This window comes from Maribacter aestuarii, assembly GCF_027474845.2.
GTDB lineage: Bacteria > Bacteroidota > Bacteroidia > Flavobacteriales > Flavobacteriaceae > Maribacter > Maribacter aestuarii.
In genome coordinates, this window is record NZ_CP107031.2 from 134,943 (window position 1) to 157,998 (window position 23,056).

19 protein-coding genes are annotated in these 23,056 nt (G+C 40.7%); 13 read left to right on the top strand and 6 right to left on the bottom strand.

The window, feature by feature from the left end; translation table 11 throughout:
* The first annotated feature begins 2 nt into the window (after positions 1 to 2).
* Positions 3 to 1,250, top strand: coding sequence for a metal-dependent hydrolase family protein (locus N8A89_RS00620; RefSeq protein WP_281540500.1), 1,248 nt, complete (start codon positions 3 to 5; stop codon positions 1,248 to 1,250).
* Positions 1,251 to 1,268: 18 nt separating this feature from the next.
* Here the strand turns inward: N8A89_RS00620 and N8A89_RS00625 are convergent, their stop codons facing one another.
* A complete protein-coding gene (locus tag N8A89_RS00625) occupies positions 1,269 to 1,493 on the bottom strand; it encodes a hypothetical protein (RefSeq protein WP_281540501.1) in 225 nt (74 codons plus the stop codon).
* 180 nt (positions 1,494 to 1,673) lie between these two features.
* The gene (locus tag N8A89_RS00630; RefSeq protein WP_281540502.1) at positions 1,674 to 4,913 is read right to left on the bottom strand and encodes a S41 family peptidase; all 3,240 of its coding nucleotides are present in this window, start codon (positions 4,911 to 4,913) and stop codon (positions 1,674 to 1,676) included.
* A 201-nt stretch (positions 4,914 to 5,114) separates the two neighbouring features.
* Between N8A89_RS00630 and N8A89_RS00635 the strand changes: the two genes are divergently transcribed.
* Positions 5,115 to 5,708 (top strand): methyltransferase domain-containing protein, encoded by a 594-nt coding sequence (locus N8A89_RS00635; protein WP_281540503.1) that lies wholly within the window; start codon positions 5,115 to 5,117, stop codon positions 5,706 to 5,708.
* 1 nt (position 5,709) lies between these two features.
* On the opposite strand, the gene N8A89_RS00640 is transcribed toward N8A89_RS00635, so the two are convergent.
* Positions 5,710 to 6,243 (bottom strand): hypothetical protein, encoded by a 534-nt coding sequence (locus N8A89_RS00640; protein ID WP_281540504.1) that lies wholly within the window; start codon positions 6,241 to 6,243, stop codon positions 5,710 to 5,712.
* Positions 6,244 to 6,436: 193 nt separating this feature from the next.
* Here N8A89_RS00640 and N8A89_RS00645 point away from each other — a divergent pair, with 193 nt between their 5' ends.
* The 9 genes from N8A89_RS00645 (at position 6,437) to N8A89_RS00685 (ending at position 16,616) form a co-directional block, all read left to right on the top strand.
* Positions 6,437 to 9,700 (top strand): VPS10 domain-containing protein, encoded by a 3,264-nt coding sequence (locus tag N8A89_RS00645; RefSeq protein ID WP_430682120.1) that lies wholly within the window; start codon positions 6,437 to 6,439, stop codon positions 9,698 to 9,700.
* Between the two features lie 106 nt (positions 9,701 to 9,806).
* Positions 9,807 to 11,741, top strand: coding sequence for a S9 family peptidase (locus N8A89_RS00650; protein WP_289644712.1), 1,935 nt, complete (start codon positions 9,807 to 9,809; stop codon positions 11,739 to 11,741).
* Between the two features lie 93 nt (positions 11,742 to 11,834).
* Entirely contained in the window at positions 11,835 to 12,566 is a 732-nt protein-coding gene (locus tag N8A89_RS00655; protein ID WP_281540507.1) for a DUF2490 domain-containing protein, read from the top strand.
* The gene (locus tag N8A89_RS00660; RefSeq protein ID WP_281540508.1) at positions 12,563 to 13,774 is read left to right on the top strand and encodes a bifunctional alpha/beta hydrolase/OsmC family protein; all 1,212 of its coding nucleotides are present in this window, start codon (positions 12,563 to 12,565) and stop codon (positions 13,772 to 13,774) included. Before N8A89_RS00655 ends, N8A89_RS00660 begins: the two co-directional genes overlap by 4 nt.
* Before the next feature lie 51 nt (positions 13,775 to 13,825).
* The gene (locus tag N8A89_RS00665) at positions 13,826 to 14,320 is read left to right on the top strand and encodes a YdeI/OmpD-associated family protein (protein WP_281540509.1); all 495 of its coding nucleotides are present in this window, start codon (positions 13,826 to 13,828) and stop codon (positions 14,318 to 14,320) included.
* Positions 14,321 to 14,384: 64 nt separating this feature from the next.
* Positions 14,385 to 14,975: a superoxide dismutase family protein gene (locus N8A89_RS00670; protein WP_281540510.1), complete on the top strand. Its 591-nt coding sequence runs from the start codon at positions 14,385 to 14,387 to the stop codon at positions 14,973 to 14,975.
* 73 nt (positions 14,976 to 15,048) lie between these two features.
* A complete protein-coding gene (locus N8A89_RS00675; protein WP_289644713.1) occupies positions 15,049 to 15,582 on the top strand; it encodes an RNA polymerase sigma factor in 534 nt (177 codons plus the stop codon).
* The gene (locus N8A89_RS00680; protein ID WP_281540511.1) at positions 15,583 to 16,380 is read left to right on the top strand and encodes an anti-sigma factor; all 798 of its coding nucleotides are present in this window, start codon (positions 15,583 to 15,585) and stop codon (positions 16,378 to 16,380) included.
* Positions 16,381 to 16,430: 50 nt separating this feature from the next.
* Positions 16,431 to 16,616 (top strand): hypothetical protein, encoded by a 186-nt coding sequence (locus N8A89_RS00685; RefSeq protein ID WP_281540512.1) that lies wholly within the window; start codon positions 16,431 to 16,433, stop codon positions 16,614 to 16,616.
* A 24-nt stretch (positions 16,617 to 16,640) separates the two neighbouring features.
* Here N8A89_RS00685 and N8A89_RS00690 read toward each other — a convergent pair whose 3' ends face one another.
* Both N8A89_RS00690 and N8A89_RS00695 read right to left on the bottom strand, forming a co-directional pair.
* Positions 16,641 to 17,702: a VOC family protein gene (locus N8A89_RS00690; RefSeq protein ID WP_281540513.1), complete on the bottom strand. Its 1,062-nt coding sequence runs from the start codon at positions 17,700 to 17,702 to the stop codon at positions 16,641 to 16,643.
* Positions 17,702 to 18,394, bottom strand: coding sequence for a glycosyltransferase (locus N8A89_RS00695; RefSeq protein ID WP_289644714.1), 693 nt, complete (start codon positions 18,392 to 18,394; stop codon positions 17,702 to 17,704). Before N8A89_RS00695 ends, N8A89_RS00690 begins: the two co-directional genes overlap by 1 nt.
* 241 nt (positions 18,395 to 18,635) lie before the next feature.
* On the opposite strand from N8A89_RS00695, the gene N8A89_RS00700 reads away from it, so the two are divergent.
* Positions 18,636 to 19,421: a DUF547 domain-containing protein gene (locus N8A89_RS00700; protein WP_281540516.1), complete on the top strand. Its 786-nt coding sequence runs from the start codon at positions 18,636 to 18,638 to the stop codon at positions 19,419 to 19,421.
* Positions 19,422 to 19,423: 2 nt separating this feature from the next.
* On the opposite strand, the gene N8A89_RS00705 is transcribed toward N8A89_RS00700, so the two are convergent.
* Positions 19,424 to 20,467: a BamA/TamA family outer membrane protein gene (locus tag N8A89_RS00705; RefSeq protein ID WP_281540517.1), complete on the bottom strand. Its 1,044-nt coding sequence runs from the start codon at positions 20,465 to 20,467 to the stop codon at positions 19,424 to 19,426.
* Between the two features lie 161 nt (positions 20,468 to 20,628).
* Here N8A89_RS00705 and N8A89_RS00710 point away from each other — a divergent pair, with 161 nt between their 5' ends.
* Entirely contained in the window at positions 20,629 to 22,872 is a 2,244-nt protein-coding gene (locus N8A89_RS00710) for an efflux RND transporter permease subunit (RefSeq protein WP_289644715.1), read from the top strand.
* The last annotated feature ends 184 nt before the right edge of the window (positions 22,873 to 23,056 follow it).

Consider the following 23,056-nt stretch of genomic DNA (forward strand, 5'->3'; position numbering starts at 1 on the left):
AAATGAAAGTATGTTCCGCGCTTGCCCTTTTCTGGATAACTACTTCTACGATAGCGCAAACCCTATTGATCCCGGACCGTATTTTCGACGGCATCCAAATGCATGAGAATTGGGTAATACTGGTTGAGGGAAATACCATCAGCTATGCAGGAACGGCATCCGGTTTAAAAACTCCAAAAGGCACAAAAGAAATACTGCTAACGGGAAAAACCCTGATGCCCGGAATCATAGAAGGGCATTCCCATTTGCTTTTACATCCGTACAATGAAACGGATTGGAACGACCAAGTGCTAAAAGAATCCTCGGTAGAACGAGCGATTCGAGGCACCGTACATGCAAAAAACTCACTGATGGCCGGAGTAACGACCATGCGTGATCTAGGGGCGGAAGGTGCGGGTTATACAGATGTTTACCTGAAGAAAACCATTGAGGACGAAATCATTCCCGGGCCACGACTATTGGTAGCAGGTCCGGCTATAGTTGCCACGGGGGCTTACGGACCAAAGGGATTTCATGATGGCGTTCAAGTTCCATTAGGAGCAGAACCGGCCAGTGGCGTGCCCAATGTAATTGAGACCGTTAGGCGACAATTGGGGAATGGGGCCGACTTTATAAAAATATATGCGGATTACCGCTGGACGCCCGGAGCGGATTCGCAACCTACGTTTCTGCAAGAAGAAATAGACGCCATGGTAGCCACAGCAAAGAGCGCTGGAAAATATATAGTTGCACATGCCAGCACTCCAGAAGGGATGCGGCGCGCCATCAACGGTGGTGTGGAAACTATTGAGCACGGGGACGGCGGGACGTTAGAAATCTTTAAACTGATGAAAGACAACGGAATAGGCTTTTGCCCTACCCTGGCAGCGGGTGACGCCATATCGCAATACCGTGGATGGAAAAAGGGAATTGACCCCAATCCCGAACGCATTACCAAGAAAAAGGCCTCTTTTAAACTGGCTTTGGAATCCGAAGTGCCGATTGTTTTTGGCGGAGATGTGGGTGTTTTTACCCACGGAGAAAATTATAGGGAAATGGAACTTATGGTGGAATACGGGATGAAACCGCTAGATGTGCTCGTCTCTGCTACTTCACGAAATGCCAACATGTTTCACTTGGATAAGCTGGGGAAACTGGAAAAAGGATTTCTTGCGGATATCATTGCCGTTGAGGGTCATCCCCTAAAGGACATTGCCAGTATAAAAAAGGTCGTTTTTGTGATGAAAGACGGGAAGATTTATAAGAAGTAGTTGATGGTAAGGTTAAATTCATTCTATTATTTCATAATCAATATTTAATTTACGTAAAGTTCGTAAAGCAGAGGCAGAGTTTTTATCGTCCACCTCAATTTCTACAGCGTCTCCTTCTAACAATATATTTGTTAGTTCGGCGGACAAAGAGTTGCTATCATGAGATGAAATCTCGGTAATGCAATTGGCGATTCCTTTTTTATCTGGCCTTTGTGCATCACAAGACAATAAGTTTATTTTCATAATCAAAATTTATAAAGGCAAGATACAGAAGCAATTATCTATTAATTTTTATTTTTCGGTTTAAAATACAACATCCGGAACATTGAAATATTTAAATCTAAAGTTCAATTATAAAACTAGAATTTTATAACTCAACGTAAATAGGATGCAACTATGAATTTATCAGTACTCCCTACTCGTTTAGTCCACCTCCTTCATCAACACCTCAATAGACCGTTCCAACTGCTCATCGCGACCTTTAGCGATTACCTCAGGTTGATTTTTAACCAATATCTCCGGATTGGTTTCGTTGTTTTCCATCCACTCCCCAGCCTTATTTTTAGCACTTACGGGAACAACGCCCCAAACACCTCCGTTGGGCAAGCGTTCCCAACCCGCAAAACTACAGGTACCGGGAACGGGCATCCCTACGGTCTTACCAATTTTTAAATCCACATACCCACTCGCAAAACAAGAACCGTCACTGTACATGGATTCATTGAACATTGCCAAGGTCGGTTTCGTCCATCTGGATGTAGGTTCGCCCCCAACTACCCTATCTTCGGTTTCATAGGAGAGGAAAGGAACACCTGTAAAGAACATGGCCAGATCGGCGACCAAATCACCGCCACCGTTAAAACGGGTATCCACAATAACCGCTTTCTTATCCATAAACTTACCCATCATTTCTTCATAGATGGTCCTGTAGGGACCATCGCTCATACCCGGGATATGTACATAGCCAAGACTTCCATTGCTTTTTTCTAGAACTTCCTTCTCGTTCTGCTTTACCCATCGGGTATAGAGCAAGCCTCCCTCATCATTAAGAGAAATGGGTTTTACCGTGATTTGCTTTCTCACATTCTTATCATCCAAAATATCCAACAACATAAACTGTCCTTTCCTTCTGTTCAGATAACTGGCGACATCGCGGGAAGGTAAAATAGTTTCCCCATCAATCTTTTCAATAATCATCCCAGGCTTTAACTCAAAGCTCGCCTTGTCCAATGGGCCTCCTTTAATCACCTCAGCAATTTTAATTCCGTTACCGGTATGTTTATAGTCCATAAAAATTCCCAAGGATGCAGTTTCATCGCCATTGTCAATGTCATCATCATACCGCCCTCCGGCATGGGAGACGTTTAGTTCCCCCAAAAGTTCGGAAACCATCTCTGCAAACTCATAGGAATTTCCAATATGTGGGAGGTATTTTTCGTATTCGGTACGCATGGCTTTCCAGTCGATACCATGAAAATTACTGTGATAAAAAATCCCGTTCGTACGCAACCAAATATGATCGAACATATACTTCCGCTCGGCATCGGCATCCAAAACCATTTCCGCATTCAGTTTTACCGGTTCTTTTTTTCCTTTCTTGACATCAATCTTGGAAATTTTTCCATCGGCCAATAGGAATAGGTTCTCCTGCTCTTTATCCCACTGCAAACTCCCGGATTTAGCATCTAACTCCACGAGCATTTTAGTGCTTTTGGTCCGTATTTCAGTCTCCCAAAGGTTTAAATTGTCCTCAAAACGAGTAAGATAATATAGCTTTTCACCGTCTTCGGAAAGGACCGCATCCGATAGTCTAGAGGAGTGGATGGTTAGTCTTGCTTTGCGATCACGAACATCTTCAAAATCAAATTTAAGAGGTTTTACAGCTTCTTCTTTCTTGTCCTTTTCTTTGTTCTTTTTCTTTTTGTCATCTTCATCATCCGATTTATCATCCTCCTTTTCATCGCCTTCTTCGATCAGTTTCATCAAATCATATTCCTCCTTGTTCATATTGAATTTTTCCCAACTGTCTTTTGTAAGAAACATACTATACACATCAAACTCTGATTGCCCACTGGTAGCATAGCTTTTAAGCCCCTCCCTATTGGCGAACCAGATTATTTGATTTCCATCGTTCACCCATTTAGGCGCAATGTCGTAGTATCCACTCTCCGTAAGGTTCATACGAGTCTTTCCGTCTGCCGAAATCAGTAAGATTTCACTATTGCTCAACGTTACTCCCCAATCTACAAGAAGCCATTTGCTGTCCGGACTCCATTGGTAATACTTATCACCGTCAGAGAAATGATACAAGTCGTCCGGAGTCAACAAGGTTGTCGTTTGGTTGGTCTTTAAATTTTTTACTTTCAATGTTCTACGTCCCTCTATATAAGCAATTGAATTACCATCCGGAGAAAACTCGGGCAGGTATACATCCGTGCCGGCGGTTACTAAGGTATCTTCCTTTACAAGGGTAGAAGCGAAGAAATAAGGTTCTTCTTGCCTGGTTTTCGTTGTTTTGAAAATGGTCCATTTTCCATCACGTTCGCTGGCATAGGCGACCGATTTTCCATCAGGCGTAAATTTTACGAAACGCTCTTGTTCCGGGGTATTGGTCAAACGTTTCGTCATGGCTCCATCTACAGAGGTGACGAACACTTCTCCCCTGCTGACAAAAGCGATTTCCTTTCCATTCGGCGCAATATCCATTTCACGAACACCATCGTTAATGGAAACATATTCGACAGCATTGGTGGCGTCCTGGGTTCTTAACAGAATTTCAACCTTCTTGGGTTCTGAGCCCTCGGTAAACGTGTAGAGCTCCCCATCATAACTGAAGGCCATTTTGCCATTGCCCATGCTCAAGGAACGAATGGGGTGAGTTTTGAACTGGGTGAGTTGTTGTTTTTGGGTCGGATTCGCCAAATCCAATTTATGAACGTTATAAGAACCGCTTTCTTCACTCAAATAATAAATCGATTCTTCATTTTGAGCATAGACTGGGTTTCTATCTTCACCTTTGAAACTGGTTAACATGGTATGTTCCCCAGATGCAACGTCATAGGTCCAAATATCCCGTGTAATGGCGGAAACATGGTGTTTTCTAAAGGTATCCTCATAGCCCTTTTTATCATGATAAACCATTTGGGTTCCGGCCTTGTTCACCTGTACATCCTCGGCAGGAACTGTCAGGACCTGTAACACCCTACCACCCGAAGTGGGTACGCTGTATAATTCTGGCTGACGACTTATCGGATACTGACGGTGTAAAACGGCGTCTTGCCGAGCCGCTCCGAACAACACATTTATATCATCAACGGAAAATGTAAAGGGCGTTTCGTCTGCACTGTGAAAAGTGAGTCTGGTTGCGGGGCCACCTTGGGCATCCATGGCGTATACATCAAAGTTTCCAAAACGATTGGAAGCAAAGGCCAATTTGGTACCATCTTTACTCCAGACCACAGCGAAATCATGGGCCTTATGAAAAGTTAATTGTTTGGCCGCACCGCCATCTGCAGAAACCCTATAAATATCACCCTTATAGGTAAAAGCAATCGTATTTCCATCTGGTGAGATAGAAGGGTATCGAGTCCATTGTGGATTTGTTTGTGCAGTAATAGAAAGGGAGAATAGAAAGGCATAAAACACTAAAAAGCAATTTTTCATAAGTATGTGTAGCTGAAAGAATTAAAAGTTGTGGAAGATAGGGAAATGGCCCAATAGTACAAAGACAAATATTGGCCGTTGGCGCTTTTGGTCATTTGTGCCTTAGCAAAAATTTAGTCATCAAGAAAGCACGATTAAATTAATGGACTATGACTATTTTTGATTTTGAAATAAAAAATGGGTGATTCCTAAAATATACTTTTGAAAGAAGAACAACAATATTGGACCAATCGCTATGAAAACCAATCTACGGGTTGGGATATTGGTTATCCGTCTACTCCAATCAAAGAATTTGCTGATCAGCTGACCCATAAGACAATTTCTATATTAATACCCGGCGCGGGAAATGCTTATGAAGCGGAATACCTCTGGAAACAAGGTTTCAAAAATGTCTACATTTTGGATATTTCCGAATACCCTTTAAAAGCCTTTAAAGAAAGAAATCCTGATTTTCCGGATATGCAGATAATACAAGAAGACTTTTTTAAGCACGAGGGGCAATATGACCTGATATTGGAACAAACATTTTTCTGTTCATTAGTGCCTACGGATGAAAATAGGAATGCTTACGCCGAGCACACCGCCTGTTTACTAAAACCGAATGGTAAATTGGTTGGGGTATGGTTCGATATTCCATTAACGGAAAATCTTGAAAAACGTCCCTTTGGAGGTACCAAGGAACTGTATTTAAATTATTTGAAACCCTACTTCAAAACCCAGACTTTTGAACGGTGCTATAATTCCATTCCACCAAGAAGGGGTAACGAATTGTTCGGGATTTTTGAAAGGGTTTAAACTAGCTGATTTTTGGTTTGAATAATCCTCTCAGAGCGCCAACTAGTTTATATATCAAGAAAAATAGCAAGCATAGAATACTTCCAAAACCTATTGGGATAACAGCCCCAAAGGTGAAAGCAGACCCAAGCACCCAACCAAGAAAATACTCCGATTTGTACAAGGGAAAAATAAAGGCCAGTATAAATACGGCTGCCATGATATAATCGGTGATTTCAATGCCATTCACAAAACTTACAGCAATAGCGACCGCAAAAAGCAAACCGCCTAAAAATCGTAATCCTATTTTTTGTAGGGATTCTTTACTATTAGTTTTATCAATTCGCACATTTATACGATAGAGTAAAAAATAAGTGAAAAAAGGAAATAATAAGGCACCCCACCAATTAGGTATTCCGGGTAAACTGTCATCATGTAATATGTAATGAACGGGGATACCGTCATGGAAGTAATCCCAGGCTACGTGGCCCCATATGATTATGCTAAAAATCGCTGTGATAAATATGCGCCTCGATAAATTCAGTTTTTCCTTCATTATGATTTTGATTGATTGATTCAACATGTAAGACTGGAAAAAACATACATTGTTACAAAAGTCTCTTTAATAAAAAACTATCAATTGGGAACAACCCTTGTTAATATTAGGCGAACTTACTTAACAACTCTTTAAGAAACCGACCCATGCATTTCCCCTATATTTAGGCGACTAAAAAACTCAACTAGAAATGATTAAAAAATTACTCTTCCTATCGATGCTTTTTGCATCATTATTTACCATCGCTCAAGAATTGGACATGAAACTCATGCAGGACCTAAAGCCCAGGAACATTGGACCTGGTGGTATGAGCGGACGTGTAACCGCGATAGATGTTGTGACGGAAAATCCGGATGTCATGTATGTAGGTACGGCCTCTGGTGGTCTTTGGAAATCCACTTCTGGCGGTATTAAATGGGAACCGATTTTTGATAAGGAAGTTACAGCTTCAGTAGGAGCCGTGGCCATACAGCAAAGTAATCCGTCTGTAATCTGGGTGGGTACTGGCGAAGGCAACCCTAGAAACAGTCTGAATGGAGGTTATGGTGTCTACAAGTCCTTGGATGGCGGTAAGACCTGGAAGTCCATGGGTTTGGAAAAAACACGCCATATCCATAGAATAAAAATTGACCCGATGAACCCCAATACTATTTATGTGGGAGCGATCGGCTCGCCCTGGGGAGAGCACCCGGAACGCGGTGTCTTTAAAACCATTGATGGAGGAGAAACATGGGAAAAAGTACTCTTTGTTAACAACAAAACAGGTGTGGCGGATTTAATCATGGACCCTACCAATCCTAACAAATTGATTGCTGCTATGTGGGAACACAAGCGTGACCCATGGTTCTTTAAATCTGGTGGAGCGGGCAGTGGATTGTACATGACCCATGATGGCGGGAAGAATTGGAAAAAGCTCACGGAAGAAGACGGGCTACCCAAAGGAGATTTAGGTCGTATTGGAGTAGCGATTGCACCAGGCAAGCCAAATATTGTATATGCTTTGATAGAAGCAAAGAAAAATGCGCTATACAAATCCGAAGACGGAGGCTATAAATGGAAAAAAATAAACGACAAGGATGATATTGGCAATCGCCCTTTTTATTATTCAGAAATCTATGTAGACCCAGAAAATGAAAATCGTGTATTCTCCGTATTTACATATGTAAATGTATCAGAGGACGGCGGAAAAAGTTTTACGGAACTTATGCCTGCTTATGGAGTCGACAACGGAGTTCATCCAGATCACCATGCTTTTTGGATCCATCCGGAAAATGGTCAGTTCATGATGGACGGGAACGATGGGGGACTAAATATCTCCAAGGACGGGGGTAAGTCATGGCGTTTTATCGGAAATCTACCCGTTGCCCAGTTCTACCATATTAATGTGGATAACGAGTATCCGTATAATGTATATGGTGGTATGCAGGACAATGGATCATGGAGGGGTCCGGCCTATGTCTGGAAAGCGCAAGGTATTCGCAATAGTTACTGGCAGGAAATCGCTTTTGGTGATGGATTTGATGTAGTACCAGATTTGGATAATTCCCAATTTGGTTATGCCATGAGTCAGCAAGGTTTTGTATCGCGCTACGACCACGTAACGGGAAATAATTACATCGTGCGCCCTACCCCGCCGGATGCTGAAACCAAACTTCGTTTTAACTGGAATGCAGGTATTGGACAAGACCCGTTTGATAATAGCACCGTGTACTTTGGGAGTCAGTTCGTACATAAAAGTACCGATAAGGGGCTAACTTGGGTAGTCATATCTCCAGATTTGACCACTAACGACCCTGAAAAGCAAAAGCAGGCAGAAAGTGGTGGTTTAACCATGGATGCTACAGGAGCGGAAAACCATTGTACTATTTTGGTCATCGAACCTTCTACTATAGAAAAGGATATGCTTTGGGTCGCTACCGATGATGGCCGCGTTCATTATACGCAAAATAGAGGTAACTCATGGATTGAAGTAACTGAAAATATAAAAGGACTACCCAAAGGAAGTTGGATTCCACAAGTGAAAGCATCCACCAAAAATAAAGGGGAAGCTTTATTGATAGCGAACGATTACAGAAGATTCAACTACACCCCGTATGCCTACCGTACCAAAGATTACGGTAAAACATGGACGAGAATTGTTGACGAAAACGATGTGGAAAGTTATACCCTTAGTATTGTTGAAGACACCGAAAATCCTAACCTTTTGTTCTTAGGTACCGATGATGGTCTGTACGTTTCCTTTAACGCCGCACAAACCTGGCAAAAATGGAAAGAGGATTTTCCTACCGTATCCACCAAGGATCTGGTCATTCATCCAAGGGAACATGATTTGGTCATTGGTACATTTGGCCGCGCAGCATGGGTCATGGACGATATTAGACCATTAAGGACATTGGCTTCGGACAGATCAATACTAAGTAAGGATGCAGCCCTATTTACACCACCTGTCGCCTATCAAGCCGCTTATCAACAACCAACGGGAAGTCGCTTTGGAGGTGATGCCCTTTATCAAGGCGAAAACAAAAAATCCGGTGCGATGATTACCTATTTTTTAAAGGAGGGTAAAAAGAAGGGTGATAAGGCAAAAGATGATTCGGCAGAAAAAGATGATAAAGACTCCATGGATGACGATGCGGCCTCATCTAGCTCAGAAGCGTCTAACGAGAAGGAGGATTCGGAGAAATTGACCGGGGTACAGAAAAAGGATTCCATTCAATTTGACTTTTATGACGGTGACCGATTGATTCGCACTTTGAAGTATAAGACTCCAGAAAAAGCTGGTTTCCACAGAATTTATTGGGGTATGGATGAAAAAGGTCCAGACCGACCTTCTAGGAAAATCAGTAAAAGTAAAAGTGAACCGGGAGGAGTTGAAGTAAAACCTGGAACATATAAAATACAAATGAGTTTTGGGGATGTTACCGATGAAACCATTATTCAGGTAAAGTCCGACCCACGGCTCCAAATCAATAGCAGCTCAATTAACGAGGTATACGAAACGAGTAAATCCATTGAAAAAATGACTCAAACCGCAGCCAATGCCGTTAAGCAATTGGTAGAGAGCAAAACAGTTGCAGAGAACTATAGTAAGGTATTAAAGGAGATGGACGAGAAGAAATACAAAGATCAAATTAAGGCCTCTAAAGACATCGTTAAAGAAATTGACTCGGTAATAGCCTTATATCTGGGCAAAGAGGACAAGCGTCAAGGAATAACACGTAATCCAGAAATAACGGTTATGCAACGTATTGGGAACGCGAGTTATTACGCAGGAAGTCGAAAAAACGGGATTACAAAAACTGAGCGTGACCTCATTAAGTACGCAAAAGAGGAACTAAGAATGGCTTTGGACAAAACCAATACGTTCTTTACGGATGATTGGAAAACCTATCGGGAATCCATAGAAAGTCTTGAGGTATCACCCTTTAAGGAGACAGAAACATTTAGTTTGAATTAAAGCAAGTATTGAAAATTAGGTAACATTTCCAGAGGGGTTAAGAAGCTGAGCAAACGAGAATTACCCGCTGTTCGTATTAAAGAAATAATAAACAAAACAACACATCATGAAAAAACTATCCATCTTATTCGCAATAGCCTTAGTATGGAGCTGTAAAGAAGAGCCAAAAGAGCCAACTATAGCTGAGACCATGAAAACTTACACCATAGAACAAATGATGGACAACGAAGCCATTGGTGGTGCAAGTTTCTCTATGGATAAATCAAAAATTTTGCTTTCCAGTAATCGGTCTGGAATTTACAATATGTATACAGTTCCCATCACAGGTGGGCAAATGGACCCGTTGACACAGTCGGATAGCACATCCATTTTCGCCATCTCCTACTTTCCCAATGATGAACGTGTACTCTTTCGAATGGACGGGAACGGCGATGAAATATATCATATCTACTTGAGGGATATAGATGGTACGCATAAAGATTTAACACCTTATGAAGGTGCAAGAGCCAATTTTTATGGATGGACAAAGGATAAAAAAAGTTTCCTATTTGCTTCAAATAAGAGGGACCCTAGATATACGGATTTGTATGAGATGGATTTGGAAACCCTAACACCAGAAATGTTGTATAAAAACGAAGATGGTTATTATTTGGGCGGACTCTCCGATGATAAAAAATATCTACCATTGATCAAACCTATCAATACCAATGATTCCGACCTATTCATATATAATATGGAAGATAAATCCATGGTAAAGATTAATGACAATCAAAGCGCGAACAGTCCAGAGGATTTTTCACCGGACGGTACGGCGCTATATTATACCACGGATGATGGAAGCGAATTTGCCCAACTGATGAAATATAACATCGCGGACAAAACCAAGGAAAAGGTAATGACCCGTAGTTGGGATATTATGGGTACCTATTTTACTGAAAATGGGAAATATCAGGTAACCTACATTAACGAGGATGCCAAAAATTCAATTGAGATCAAGGAAGTTGCTACAGGTAAGAATATTGCCCTACCGGCAATCGAAGGTATGGATGTAAGCAATGTAGGGTTTTCAGATGACGAAACCTTGATGACGTTCTACGCTGGCGGTTCTCATACCCCTAGTAATCTGTATGTTTATAATTTAGAAACCCAAGAGCAGACACAACTAACCGATGTACTTAATGATGAGATTGAAGCCCGAGACTTGGTAAATGCCGAAGTCATTCGCTACAAGTCCTTTGACGGATTGGAAATTCCGGCGATTTACTATAAGCCGCATCAAGCAACGTCAGAAAGTCCGGTTCCAGCATTGGTCTGGGTGCATGGGGGACCTGGAGGCCAATCCAGACAAAATTTTAGTTCTTTCATCCAGTACCTAGTAAATCACGGATATGCCGTTTTGGCCGTAAATAATAGAGGCAGTAGCGGCTACGGTAAGACTTTTTATCAAATGGACGACCTTAATCACGGCGATAAAGATTTGAAAGACTGTGTGGCCGGGAAAGACTGGCTGGCCCAACAACCAGAAATTGATGGGGAAAAAATAGGAATTATAGGAGGTTCTTACGGCGGATATATGACCATGGCCGCCCTCACCTATACGCCGGAAGAATTTGATGTGGGGGTGAACTTATTTGGGGTTACCAACTGGATTCGTACGCTACGCAGTATCCCTTCGTGGTGGGAAGCCCAGAAAGAAGCGCTATACTTGGAATTGGGAGACCCTAACAGCGCCGATTCTGTAAGACTTAGAGCCATTTCCCCCCTATTCCATACAGACAAAGTGACCAAACCTCTTATTGTGCTCCAAGGTTCCAAGGACCCTCGTGTGTTACAAGTGGAATCCGATGAAATAGTGGCCGGGGTAAAAAAGAACGGTGTTCCGGTAGAATATGTACTCTTCGAAGACGAAGGTCACGGTTTTGTGAAAAAAGAAAATCAAATTGAAGCCTACAGCCGTGTATTGGAATTCTTGGAGGTATACTTAAAGGGCGATAAAGGAAAACCCATTGAAGACGATGAGTATATAGAAAGCGACGTTTAATATAAATCATTCCTAATAGAAGGTTTAAGAACTTGAAATTGAGCACTTAGGACAGGTCTAGACCATACCAAAATTTAACCTTGCTACTTTTTAATGAAAAAATTTCTTTTAGTATTCGTTGTATTTAATATGTTGATGTTGTCCGCTCAAGAGACCGGCGAAGACAATTTGGGCTCTTGGCACATGTACTTTGGCTCCAATAGAATTTCGGAGAAATTCAGTATCCATACTGAGGCTCAATTGCGCTATTATGAGCAAGCCGAAAATTTCAACCAATTACTATTACGAACAGGACTTAATTACCATATTAATCCAGATGCTATTGTAACCGCTGGTTATGCCTATATAAATACCGACCCGAATTTTTTAGATAGTAGGATAATTTTTGGAGATATTTTAACGGACGATTTGAGGTTAAACGAACATCGTATTTTTCAGCAGTTTATTTTAAAGGATAAGGTCTGGGAAGTTTTATTTGAACACCGCTATAGGTTAGAACAACGTTTTATTACTGTTGGTGAAAACGAAGATCCAGAGTTTGAAAAGAGAACAGACCATCGTGCGCGCTATCGCCTCCAAGTAACTTTACCGCTCACGGATATTTTCTTCCTGAATTTTTACGATGAGATTTTCCTTAACCTACAGCGTGAAGCGTTTGACCAAAATCGTTTATATGCCGCAGTTGGGGTTAATGTAACTGAAAACCTTAGTGTTCAGGCAGGTTACCTGAAAAATCACTTTAGAACCGCGGATTTTGACCGACTTCAGATAGGTGTGTTCTACAATCCCGACTTAAGAGGTATATTCAAGAAAAAGAAAGAATGAGTCTGCAAAAAGTTACTTTTAAAAACAAGGAAGGGGAAACACTCATTGGTCGCCTAGAAATGCCCGTAGATCAAGACCCCCATAACTACGCTATTTTTGCGCACTGTTTTACTTGCAATAAAAACTTACTAGCCGTAAAAAATATAAGTAAGGCGCTAATAGCAAACGGATTTGCAGTTCTTAGATTTGATTTTACTGGATTAGGAGATAGTGAAGGGGATTTCTCGGATACCAACTTTTCTGGAAATGTATCGGACCTGGTGTGCGCGGCCGGATTCTTAAAGGAAAATTATAGGGCGCCTACGCTTATGATAGGGCATTCCTTGGGTGGAGCGGCAGCCATATTCGCAGCTGCAGAAATAAGATCGGTACAAGCTATAGCTACTATTGGTGCGCCTTCTAACCCTAGACATGTTCAACATCTTTTTAAGAATGATCTGGCCCAAATAGAGACAACCGGCAAAGCGGTAGTAAATTTGAGCGGAAGGGATTTCACAATAAAGAAGCAATTTCTAGATGATTTGGAAAGCAAGTCATTGGCAGCGGTTGCCAAGGAAATTCGAAAACCACTCTTATTACTCCATTCCCCACAGGATAACACGGTAGGCATCAAAAATGCCGAGGAGATTTATGTCGCCGCACACCATCCAAAAAGTTTTGTTTCCTTAGACGGAGCCGATCATCTTCTAATGGACAAGAAAGATTCCTTGTATGCCGGGAAAGTCATTTCAGGTTGGGCGCAGCGCTATGTAACCATTCCATCCCCAACGGAATTAAAAAGCAAACATCAGGTTGTAGCAAGCTTAAACTTTGATGATGATTTCACGACCGAAATGAAAGTTGGCAATCACACTTTAATTGCGGACGAGCCTATCGATTTTGGCGGAAAAGATTTTGGACCATCGCCCTACGAACTCGTATCGGCCGGTTTATCCGCGTGCACGGCCATGACGATTCAAATGTATGCGAAAAGAAAGGGATGGATGATACAGAACGTAGAGGTACACACCTCATATGATAAAAGTCACGCGGAGGACTGTGCCAATTGTGAAACGGACAGTGCCAAGATAGATACTTTCCATAGAGAAATTAAGCTAACAGGTGATTTGGATGAGAAGCAGAAAGCCCGGATTCTACAAATAGCCGATAAGTGTCCCGTTCACAAAACCCTGCATAGTGAGACCCAGGTAATCACCAAATTCATTTAGAATATTTGAAGTTTTCTCCCTAAGTACAATAGATAAAGAAGTTATCAAAATTTGAAGTCTTTACGTACCAAGCCCTTTGAAATAACGATCACCGGAAGCTACTACAGCCTCTTACTCCCTGAACATATTATTGAACCCTTCCTTTCCCGAAATATTAGAAGAGTCCTGGCGAAAGCAGCTTTTAATGGTAAAGAACTAAACCTTCATGGGGCCATACAAAAGCGAAAAGGTAATTACTATATGATGTTCGGTAAACGATATCAAAAAGAGCTGGGTGTTTTTCCCAATGATTATTTTCAACTTCAATTCTTTGAAGACACCTCAAAATATGGTGTTGAAATACCGGAGGAACTAGATGCCGTATTTTTGAGCGATTATGACGCCTTCAACATTTTTGAATCGTTTACTCCGGGCAAAAAAAGGGGTATTATCTATATGATTGCAAGGTATAAGAATTCTCAAACAAGAATAGACAAGTCAATTTTGCTTTGTGAAAATCTAAAAAAGGGTATTCGTGATCCACGGATGTTGTTAAAATCATTTTGATATGAGTTCATAAGACGCTTATATTTTCTTAATTTTAGAGTGTTAAACTATAAAACACTACATAATGAAAAAAATATTAAAATTTGAACTAGCGGCACTGGCCTTATTGGTTATGTTTAGTTGTAAAGAAGCCAAAAAAGAAGCTTCCGATGCTGCAAACGATACAGAAGAGGCGATGGAAGAAATGATGGAGGAAGAAACGGTCGAAACCATCAAATTTATGATGGAACCTAAGAGCGATAGCTCTGTTGAAGGGGAAGTTACTTTCATAGAGGAGAATGGCGAAGTTAAAATGATGGCGGTTTTCAGCGGCCTTTCTGAAGGGGAGCACGCTATCCACATCCATCAAACGGCCGATTGTTCCGCTGCGGATGGTACTTCTACAGGGGGTCATTGGAATCCAACTAATGAGCCGCACGGCAAATGGGGTGCAGAGGAAGGATATCATAAAGGCGATATTGGAAACTTTACTGCTGATGCCGATGGTAATGCTACAGTAGAGTTTTCTACGGATCAATGGTGTATTGGCTGCGATGATGAGAACATGAACATATTGGGTAAAGCTGTTATCGTGCACCAAGGGGTGGATGATTTTACCTCTCAGCCCAGTGGGGATGCAGGCGCAAGGATAAGTTGTACTGGCATAATACAATAGGGTTCAAAATATTTGATATAAAAGCTGCTTACAAGGCGGCTTTTTTTACTTTTTGAGTGGATAAGAAAATTATATGCAATTAGACCTTTTGGTAGAACGTTTTAAAAAGAAGGACCCTTCTGCTTTTGAAACACTTTATGGTATGTACTCGCAGAACATCTGCGGTGTTATCAATACCATTGTAAAAAATGACGGGGTTGCCCAAGAAATCTGCCAAGATGTTTTTGTGAAAATCTGGAATAACTCCGATAGTTACAATTCCTCCAAAGGACGTTTTTTTACTTGGATTCTTAATATTGCTCGGAATGCGGCAATCGATGAAATACGTAGTAGGTCGTATAAAAATCAAAAAAAGAACCTTTCCGCGGACTTCTTCGTAGGTATTTTGGAAAGCCGAGAGGAAGAGCATGTTAGTGTTGATACTTCTGGTTTGAAGAAATTGATAAAAACCCTTAAACATAAATGTGTTCAGATTATCGAACTATTATATTTTAGGGGATATACCCAAAAGGAAGCCGCGGAAGAATTGGAAATACCGATTGGAACCGTTAAAACAAGAAATCGAAGTTGTATTTCCCAATTGCGGGAAAACATGGAATCTAAATAAATGGATGTTAAAAATTACATAGCGTCAGGCATATTGGAACTCTACGTTGCAGGAGTACTTTCAGAAAGGGAAAATCTGGAAGTGCACGCCAATGCCATGGAATATCCAGAGATTTTAGCTGAAATAGAAACCATAGAAGCTGCTATCTTAGAATTGACCGCACAAGCATCCTCCGTGAAGCCACGGTCTTTCCAAACGGTTAAGCAGACCATTGATAGTGACGAATCAAAGGTAATCCCAATTTCCAAGGATAAAAGTTCCAATTGGACACAGTATCTTGGTTGGGCAGCCTCTATTTTATTGGCGATAGGACTATTTATGGTCTATAATCAGAACAAGGTACTTAAATCGGAGCTTCAAGTTGTAGAAGTGGAAAACAATCGATTGGAGCAGCAAATAGCCGATTCCGATACTTCTTTGGAAAAAACAAAATCACTTTTAAATACGATAAGGGATAAGGACATTACGGTAGTAGCATTAGGCGGTCAGGCAGTATCACCTACGTCCTATGCCAAGGCCTATTGGAACAAACAGGAAGAAAAAGTGTTTATAGATGCGCAAGGACTTCCTGAACCGCCAGACGGGTTTGTATACCAGGTTTGGTCCCTTAAACTAAGTCCTTTAACACCTACGAGCATGGGTCTTTTAGAAGATTTTACTACGGATGAGAACAAGGTCTTTGCCTTGAACAATCCTAACGATTCCGAGGCCTTCGGTATAACATTGGAGCCCGCTGGTGGTAGTGAATCCCCTAATTTGGAACAGCTTTATACTTTGGGTGTTGTTTCCGCATCATAATACTTTTTATGATTTCTAGTAGCTAAAAGAATTTTTCTTATTTTTCCACCATGGATTTAAAGAAACTTTTTGGGACCGTACTTACACTACTAGGCATTGGAGGGTTGGTCTACGCGGCGATATTATTCGGAAATGGTACGGGTACTACAAAGGCCCTAATCGTATATGGTGTCTTAGGCGCTATATTTTTCTTTTCTGGCATAGGTCTTATCCGGACTACAAAGGCCAGTGAATAGCAAATTTTCAGCGTGAGGGTTTATTTAGATGTCTTTTGATACCCTATGTAGACTAAGTGTTTTGACCAACCACTTAGGTAGCGGTCTTGCGGGATTCCTTTTCTTCAAGTTTAAGTAGAGGCCCATTGCTTTCAAGATTGGTACTTTATGTGTTTCCACAAGCTCAATTAATGTCCCGTCCGGATCCTCAACGTAGCCAAAATGACCAGCCGCATCGCCCATATCAAAACCTTTGGCGCTATCTACGGTAAACGGATGGTTTATTGCTTCGGCCTTCGCTCGCAACTTATCCATACCGTGGACATCAAAACAAATATGTATGTATCCCAAATCTCCCCAAAGTCGGTCTTTATAAATTTTAATCGGTTTTCTGTCCAAGGCCTGTACCAGATCCAATTGGGTAACCCCCAATAACTCTCCAAAGCCGCCTACTTTTTCCCTGTTTTGGGAAATAATCACCCGTCTAAACTTCTCTTTCCCATGAGAATTGATGGATGTGGGAAGCACTAACGTTTCATCGACCAGAACCTTTGAATATCCTAAAAGCTCATGGTAAAAAGACATTGAAGTAGTCATGTCCGAGACCCCAATCACCGCTCCTATGACACCTCCAGAGGCAGACTTCGTGTTTGTGAACGATGAATTACCTTGAACGACTTGCACAGGATTTCCCCACGGATCGTTAAAATGAAAAAAATCATTCTGTGAACCATGTTGAGTGATTTTAGACAAATCAGTTAGTTCTAGTTTTTGAAGTGATCCGTGCGTTTGGTTGATGTCAATACTCTTTATTTTCATCGCATTAATACCCAAATCTCCTAAAAGAACAGGTTTTTTGGGGGGATTTGGAACTCGGTCCTTGAACTGCCAGATTTCCAATCCGCCTCCACCCCTCATATTCAGGGAGAGATACGCATCCCTGCGTTGTGCTACGCCGTTTGTATATTGCGTCATCAAACTGGCGGTTGCCTCGTCTTGGAATAAAAGAATATCAAAACCTAGGTGTTTGCGGTACCAGTTGAAAACCGCCTTGGTGTCCGAGACGCCTATACCTATTTGCTGTATGCCGTTTATGATTTCATTCATTAGGAAACACGAAGTAGTCTATCGTGTAAATATTTTAATTTTTTACCAGGATATCCCAACTTAAACAAGGTAACCAGCAATAAATTGGACAGGTTGACCCTCACATAAGAATTGTTTTCATATTTGCGGGCAGATACAATAAGGTCGTTCTGAACTATGTTGTAGGGCACTTTATTCTTCTTCATGCGTTTAAAAAATTCAAAATCCTCCATCAACACTTGTTCTTCACTAAACCTTCCTAAATTTTCAAAAACTTCCTTTCGTATGAACAAACATTGGTCCCCCCCACCTGTAAAAATGCTGTCTTTGCCTGTAAATGAGGCATTTATCTTCAAAAAGAAATTTTCCTTATCAAACTTATACGAAAAAAAACCTGCGTCATAACCATCCTTTATCGTCCTTTGGATATCGTGTAGGAAGGATTTTGGGGGTTTTACATCGGCATGTAAGAAAACCAAAATATCACCTTTAGCTATTCGAGACGCTTCATTCATTTGAGTAGCCCTTCCTTTCTTTGTACACTTCAAAAATCGTAGTCCCTTTTTGCTCTCAGCGTTAGGATCGTAGTTACTTTCTGGAGACAGGGCGACGATTATTTCGGAAGTTTCGATATTTTTTAAGCCGGAAAGCTCGCTTATCAAGCTTCTTAAGTTATCTTTCTCCTTATGCGCAGGAATGATTATACTCGTCATATTTGAATTCTTGGGGGCGTCTTCCTCTTGGATCAATATCTTGAAATTAATGTCATGCTTAATCTGCGGTTAAATCTACGTAATAAGTATCAAAAGGGTTTCATAATAGTAAATTAAGGATCATATTATGTAAAATGATTCTTACAAATACTATGAAAGCTTCATTATTTTTTTCGACTTACTTTCCAAACCTTAATGGTTTTCTTTACGTAAGTTTAACCGAACTAACACAAATGTTACTATGAAAAAAATTTCTTTCCTTTCTTTACTATTACTAGTTTTTCTGACCTGTGAAAATTGTGTCTATGGCCAAACCAAAAACACTTCAAATATTGATTTTAATGAGCTTTCAGAAGATTTTCTTAAACGGATTAAAATGGATAAGGACACTAAGGAAATTCAAGAAACATTGGCCAATACGACTATTGAAGAATTGGAGAATAAACTGGATACCGATGCCAAGAAACTGGCTTTCTGGGTAAACATTTACAACGGATTTATTCAAGTTATTCTTAAGGATAATCCAGAATTATACAATGATAGGGGAAGTTTCTTTAAAAAAGAGCAGATAGAAATTGCAGGCGAGATGGTTTCCTTCGCAAAAATTGAACATGGAATAATAAGAAAGTCGCAATGGGAATATGGCTTAGGAATGATTAGAAAATGGTTTCCGAACAAGTTTGAACGAAAACTCCGTGTGAAAGAAAGGGATTATCGCATTCATTTCGCCTTAAACTGCGGTGCAAAGGATTGTCCTCCCGTAGCCATATATGAATGGGAACGTTTGGATGAGCAGTTTGATAAGGGAACCGAGAGGTATTTGGAAAGCACAACGGATTACAATAGTGAGAAAAAAGAAGTTGCCGTCACTTCCCTATTCAATTGGTTTCGTGGAGATTTTGGGTGTAAAAGTGGTGTAAAGGATATATTGAAGAAATACGAATTAATTCCCACAACCAAAGGAATAGACCTAATCTATAAAAATTATGATTGGACCTTAGACTTGGATAATTTTATTGAACTCTAAATTTAAAATGCCTCGTTTATGGTGAAATAAAATTGACCTCCCTGACCGGAGTGGCCATAGTCCACTCTAAGCCGTGTTCCTTCTTCCTTATTGATTACATACCGCAGACCACCGCCTACGGCGCCCCTATATGTGGTACTAAATACATCACCAATGGATGGGCTTACGGTGCTAGCAGAACCAAAAAATGCTCCATTGAACCTTTTCCAAATTGGAAAACGGTATTCCGTAGTTAAACTAAGTTCCGTATTATCCAGAAAACGCCTATTGTCAAAACCACGGGTTCTTTTCGTACCAAGGTAATTTAAATCCTGGAACGGAGTATTATTACTACGCGTTCCAAAAAATAAATTGGCGGCCAGCACTTGCTTTTCCTTTATTTTTTTGAAATAGCGCGCGTCAAATTCAAACTTCGTATAGCCAAAATCCGCACCTAACCAAGTAGCTCCCTTGTAGAAAGAGCCCTCTAAATACCAACCCTTTGTCGGGAAAAAAATATTGTCGCGAGTATCATAAAGTGCTAAGAGTCCGATATTCGATATGGTTCCGCCCTCCTTCCCAATTTCGTTAGAATTGTCCAAGAGTCCACCGGGTTCCGGTTCCAGCACGTGGTAACCATCAAACTCATAGCCCAAACCGATAGAAAACCGTGGTAGGATTTCTCGATAAGCCGCTAAACGGAACCTTGGAAAATCCGCCGTATAGGTTTCTTCATTTTCTGCATCAGAATTTATACCTCTTCCAAAATAATTATAGAAATATTTATAATATCCCAATTCCCCTCTTAGTCGCCATTTTTCTTCATCAAAGTACAGCTCATAGGGCACGAACAGTAAGAACTGTTTCTTAGTAGTAAACGTTAATCCTAGTTGAACCGAAGATGGTCTGGTGGTTACCTCCTCCCCAGGCATCCTAAAGGTAGAAAGTCCCAATACACCGTATCCTAGGCCAGTTTCAGGTAAATAGAAAACTACCGGAAGGACATTTACTTTGAGATTTTTTATGGTATCATTTTGCGGTTGTGGGGATTGGGCCTTGAGGACCATGTTTCCGATTAGAAAGAACAGGAAACAAAAACAAATATATTCTTTAATCATGCTTCCAAAGTAATAACTTCCATTCACTATTAGCTGTTTTTTTGCAGTAAATACTAACCAGAATGGTAAATTTGCATCGGAAATAAAAATAAGTTCCCTTTGGTTGTGCCATGACCAGCTTCCGCTATCTAAAAATATTGTTCATTGCCCTTTTCATTGTCCTTGGCACGCTCTCGGTGCCCGTATTGGACAATTTGAAATTTTCTTTCGATTTTAGTCAGTTTTTTCCAGAGGAAGACCCGGATCTTACTTTTTATAACAATTTCGTGGAGGAGTTTGGGACGGATGATAATTTCTTGCTTATTGCCATAGCCAATGATACTACCGTTTTTGAACAAGAGTTTTTAAACCGGTTTCACGAATTTGCCACCGAAAGCCAGAGTTTTGATTACGTAACCGAAAGTTCTTCTTTGACCACGTTATCGTATCCCCTAAAGACCTCTTTTGGCTATACGGCACTACCCATCATCCATAGGGACAAACCCTCTCAGTACGCCAAAGATTGGCAGAAACTACAAGAAGATTCCCTTTTCGTCAACGTGCTAATTGACGAAAAATCGACGTCCCTCGTAGTTGCCCTGCAAACCGAGGATAATTTGGATTATAAGGAATCCGAGGTACTTCTTGGTCAGATTCGAAGTTCGTTAGGCAACCATCAGCTGACGGATTACCATATTTTAGGTAGGGCCTTTTTTTACGAAGCCATTGTAGAGATGCAAAAGAGTGAAGTTTTAAAGACCACCTTAGTAGCTTCCATTTTAGTATTCCTAATCCTATTATTGGTTTACCGCAGTATTCCCGTCGTCTTAATTTCGGTTTTTTCCATAAGCATGTCATTATTACTTTTTTTAGGGCTGCTTTCTGTCCTTGGAAAAGAACTTAATGCCATGGCGGCCTTCTATCCTGTTCTCATGCTTATAGTGGGCACCTCAGATGTAATACACGTAACGGACAGTTTTATTCGCAAGATTCAAAGTGGTACGGACAGGTATGTGGCCATTCTGGCTTCGTTGAAAGAGGTAGGTATGACTACACTACTCACCTCGGTCACTACCGCGATCGGGTTTATAACCCTTCTATCCTCTAGGCTGGTCAGTATCCAAGATTTTGGAATCAATGCGGCTCTTGGAGTAATTGTGGCATACATAACCGTAATTCTTTTTACGGGTTCTTTATTAATTACCATATCCGAAAAAAAATTAATAGGACGTAAAAGCATCTCAAAAAAATGGAGTAACTATTTATTGGACATCAACACGTTTACAAAAAAACACCCCAATTCCATCATCTACGGAACTGTTATGTTTACGCTTACCTGTCTACTGGGTATATACCTCATTGGTACCAATTATGAATTCAAGCAAACACTCCCGAACAATAGCAAGATAGCAGCCGATTTTGAGTTTTTTCAGAAGAATTACTCTGGGTTCCGCCCGTTGGAAATAGCGGTAACCGCCAGGAATGGTCATAAGGTGACCGACTTCATCGCTGCCAAAGAGATTGAGAAATTGAACATTTATCTAGGGGGAATTAAAAGTATTGGCAATCTACAATCCTCCAACTTGGCCTATAAAGTAATGCACAAGGCGAATAACCTTAACCAATCCGCATTCTTTGTGCTACCCAATAACGAAAGTACTTTTGAAAACTATAAGCGGGATGCTAAAAAATTGGCGCGCAAACAAATGGATAGATTCGTGAATCCATCGGAAACTAGGGCAAGGATAAATGGGAGACTACAGGACGTAGGCACCGATAGTTTAAAAATAATTTATACCCAAATAAGTATTTTCGCTTCGACCCGCATGGATACGACGGTCGTTACTGCCAAAGTAACTGGGAAAAGTATACTATTGGACAAAAATTCCGAATACATACGCAGCAATCTATTAGAGGGGCTTTTTTATGGTCTACTGCTTATTGGTGTTATTATGGCACTGGTATTCAGAGATTTTAAAATGTTCCTGATTTCATTAATCCCCAATGTATTACCCATTCTTTTTGCAGGTGCCATACTCGGATTTTTGGGTATTCCTTTAGAAGCCTCTTTATCAGTAGTGTTTGCCATAGTTTTTGGGATTGCCGTGGACGACACCATTCATTTTTTGGGTAAATATAAATTAGGTATTTCTCAAGGTCTTACGAAGGAAGAAGCGATTGAAAAGACCTTCTCACATACAGGAAGGGCACTGGTAATAACGACAATAATTCTATTTTTCGGCTTTATGGTGCTGCTATTTTCCATCCACCAGCCAAGTATTACCATTGGTTTGATAATTAGCGTAACGCTAGTAACCGCGTTAATTCTGGACCTTTTATTATTGCCGGTCCTTTTAAGAAAATTTATTAAGTAAAGTTTAAATTATACTTTTTTCGCGATTAAGCATTTTCTTAAGGGAGCGGTGGGCTACAATACTTTTACCGACCATAAAAACCATTGCTGTAATCCATAAAAAGAAGAGAAGGTATTCCATAACTTTAAAAATTAAAGTGGTCTATAATTGGTTAAATTCAAGTCATACTTTAAACTAATTGGGG

Bases quoted from the DNA above. Each gene is read 5' to 3' on its own strand.
- N8A89_RS00650 (WP_289644712.1), top strand. From the start codon at position 9,807: ATGAAAAAACTATCCATCTTATTCGCAATAGCCTTAGTATGGAGCTGT.
- N8A89_RS00690 (WP_281540513.1), bottom strand. From the start codon at position 17,702: ATGAATGAAATCATAAACGGCATACAGCAAATAGGTATAGGCGTCTCG.
- N8A89_RS00675 (WP_289644713.1), top strand. From the start codon at position 15,049: ATGCAATTAGACCTTTTGGTAGAACGTTTTAAAAAGAAGGACCCTTCT.
- N8A89_RS00630 (WP_281540502.1), bottom strand. From the start codon at position 4,913: ATGAAAAATTGCTTTTTAGTGTTTTATGCCTTTCTATTCTCCCTTTCT.
- N8A89_RS00660 (WP_281540508.1), top strand. From the start codon at position 12,563: ATGAGTCTGCAAAAAGTTACTTTTAAAAACAAGGAAGGGGAAACACTC.
- N8A89_RS00680 (WP_281540511.1), top strand. From the start codon at position 15,583: ATGGATGTTAAAAATTACATAGCGTCAGGCATATTGGAACTCTACGTT.
- N8A89_RS00640 (WP_281540504.1), bottom strand. From the start codon at position 6,243: ATGAAGGAAAAACTGAATTTATCGAGGCGCATATTTATCACAGCGATT.
- N8A89_RS00625 (WP_281540501.1), bottom strand. From the start codon at position 1,493: ATGAAAATAAACTTATTGTCTTGTGATGCACAAAGGCCAGATAAAAAA.
- N8A89_RS00705 (WP_281540517.1), bottom strand. From the start codon at position 20,467: ATGGTCCTCAAGGCCCAATCCCCACAACCGCAAAATGATACCATAAAA.
- N8A89_RS00685 (WP_281540512.1), top strand. From the start codon at position 16,431: ATGGATTTAAAGAAACTTTTTGGGACCGTACTTACACTACTAGGCATT.
- N8A89_RS00710 (WP_289644715.1), top strand. From the start codon at position 20,629: ATGACCAGCTTCCGCTATCTAAAAATATTGTTCATTGCCCTTTTCATT.
- N8A89_RS00670 (WP_281540510.1), top strand. From the start codon at position 14,385: ATGAAAAAAATATTAAAATTTGAACTAGCGGCACTGGCCTTATTGGTT.
- N8A89_RS00700 (WP_281540516.1), top strand. From the start codon at position 18,636: ATGAAAAAAATTTCTTTCCTTTCTTTACTATTACTAGTTTTTCTGACC.
- N8A89_RS00620 (WP_281540500.1), top strand. From the start codon at position 3: ATGAAAGTATGTTCCGCGCTTGCCCTTTTCTGGATAACTACTTCTACG.
- N8A89_RS00695 (WP_289644714.1), bottom strand. From the start codon at position 18,394: ATGACGAGTATAATCATTCCTGCGCATAAGGAGAAAGATAACTTAAGA.
- N8A89_RS00655 (WP_281540507.1), top strand. From the start codon at position 11,835: ATGAAAAAATTTCTTTTAGTATTCGTTGTATTTAATATGTTGATGTTG.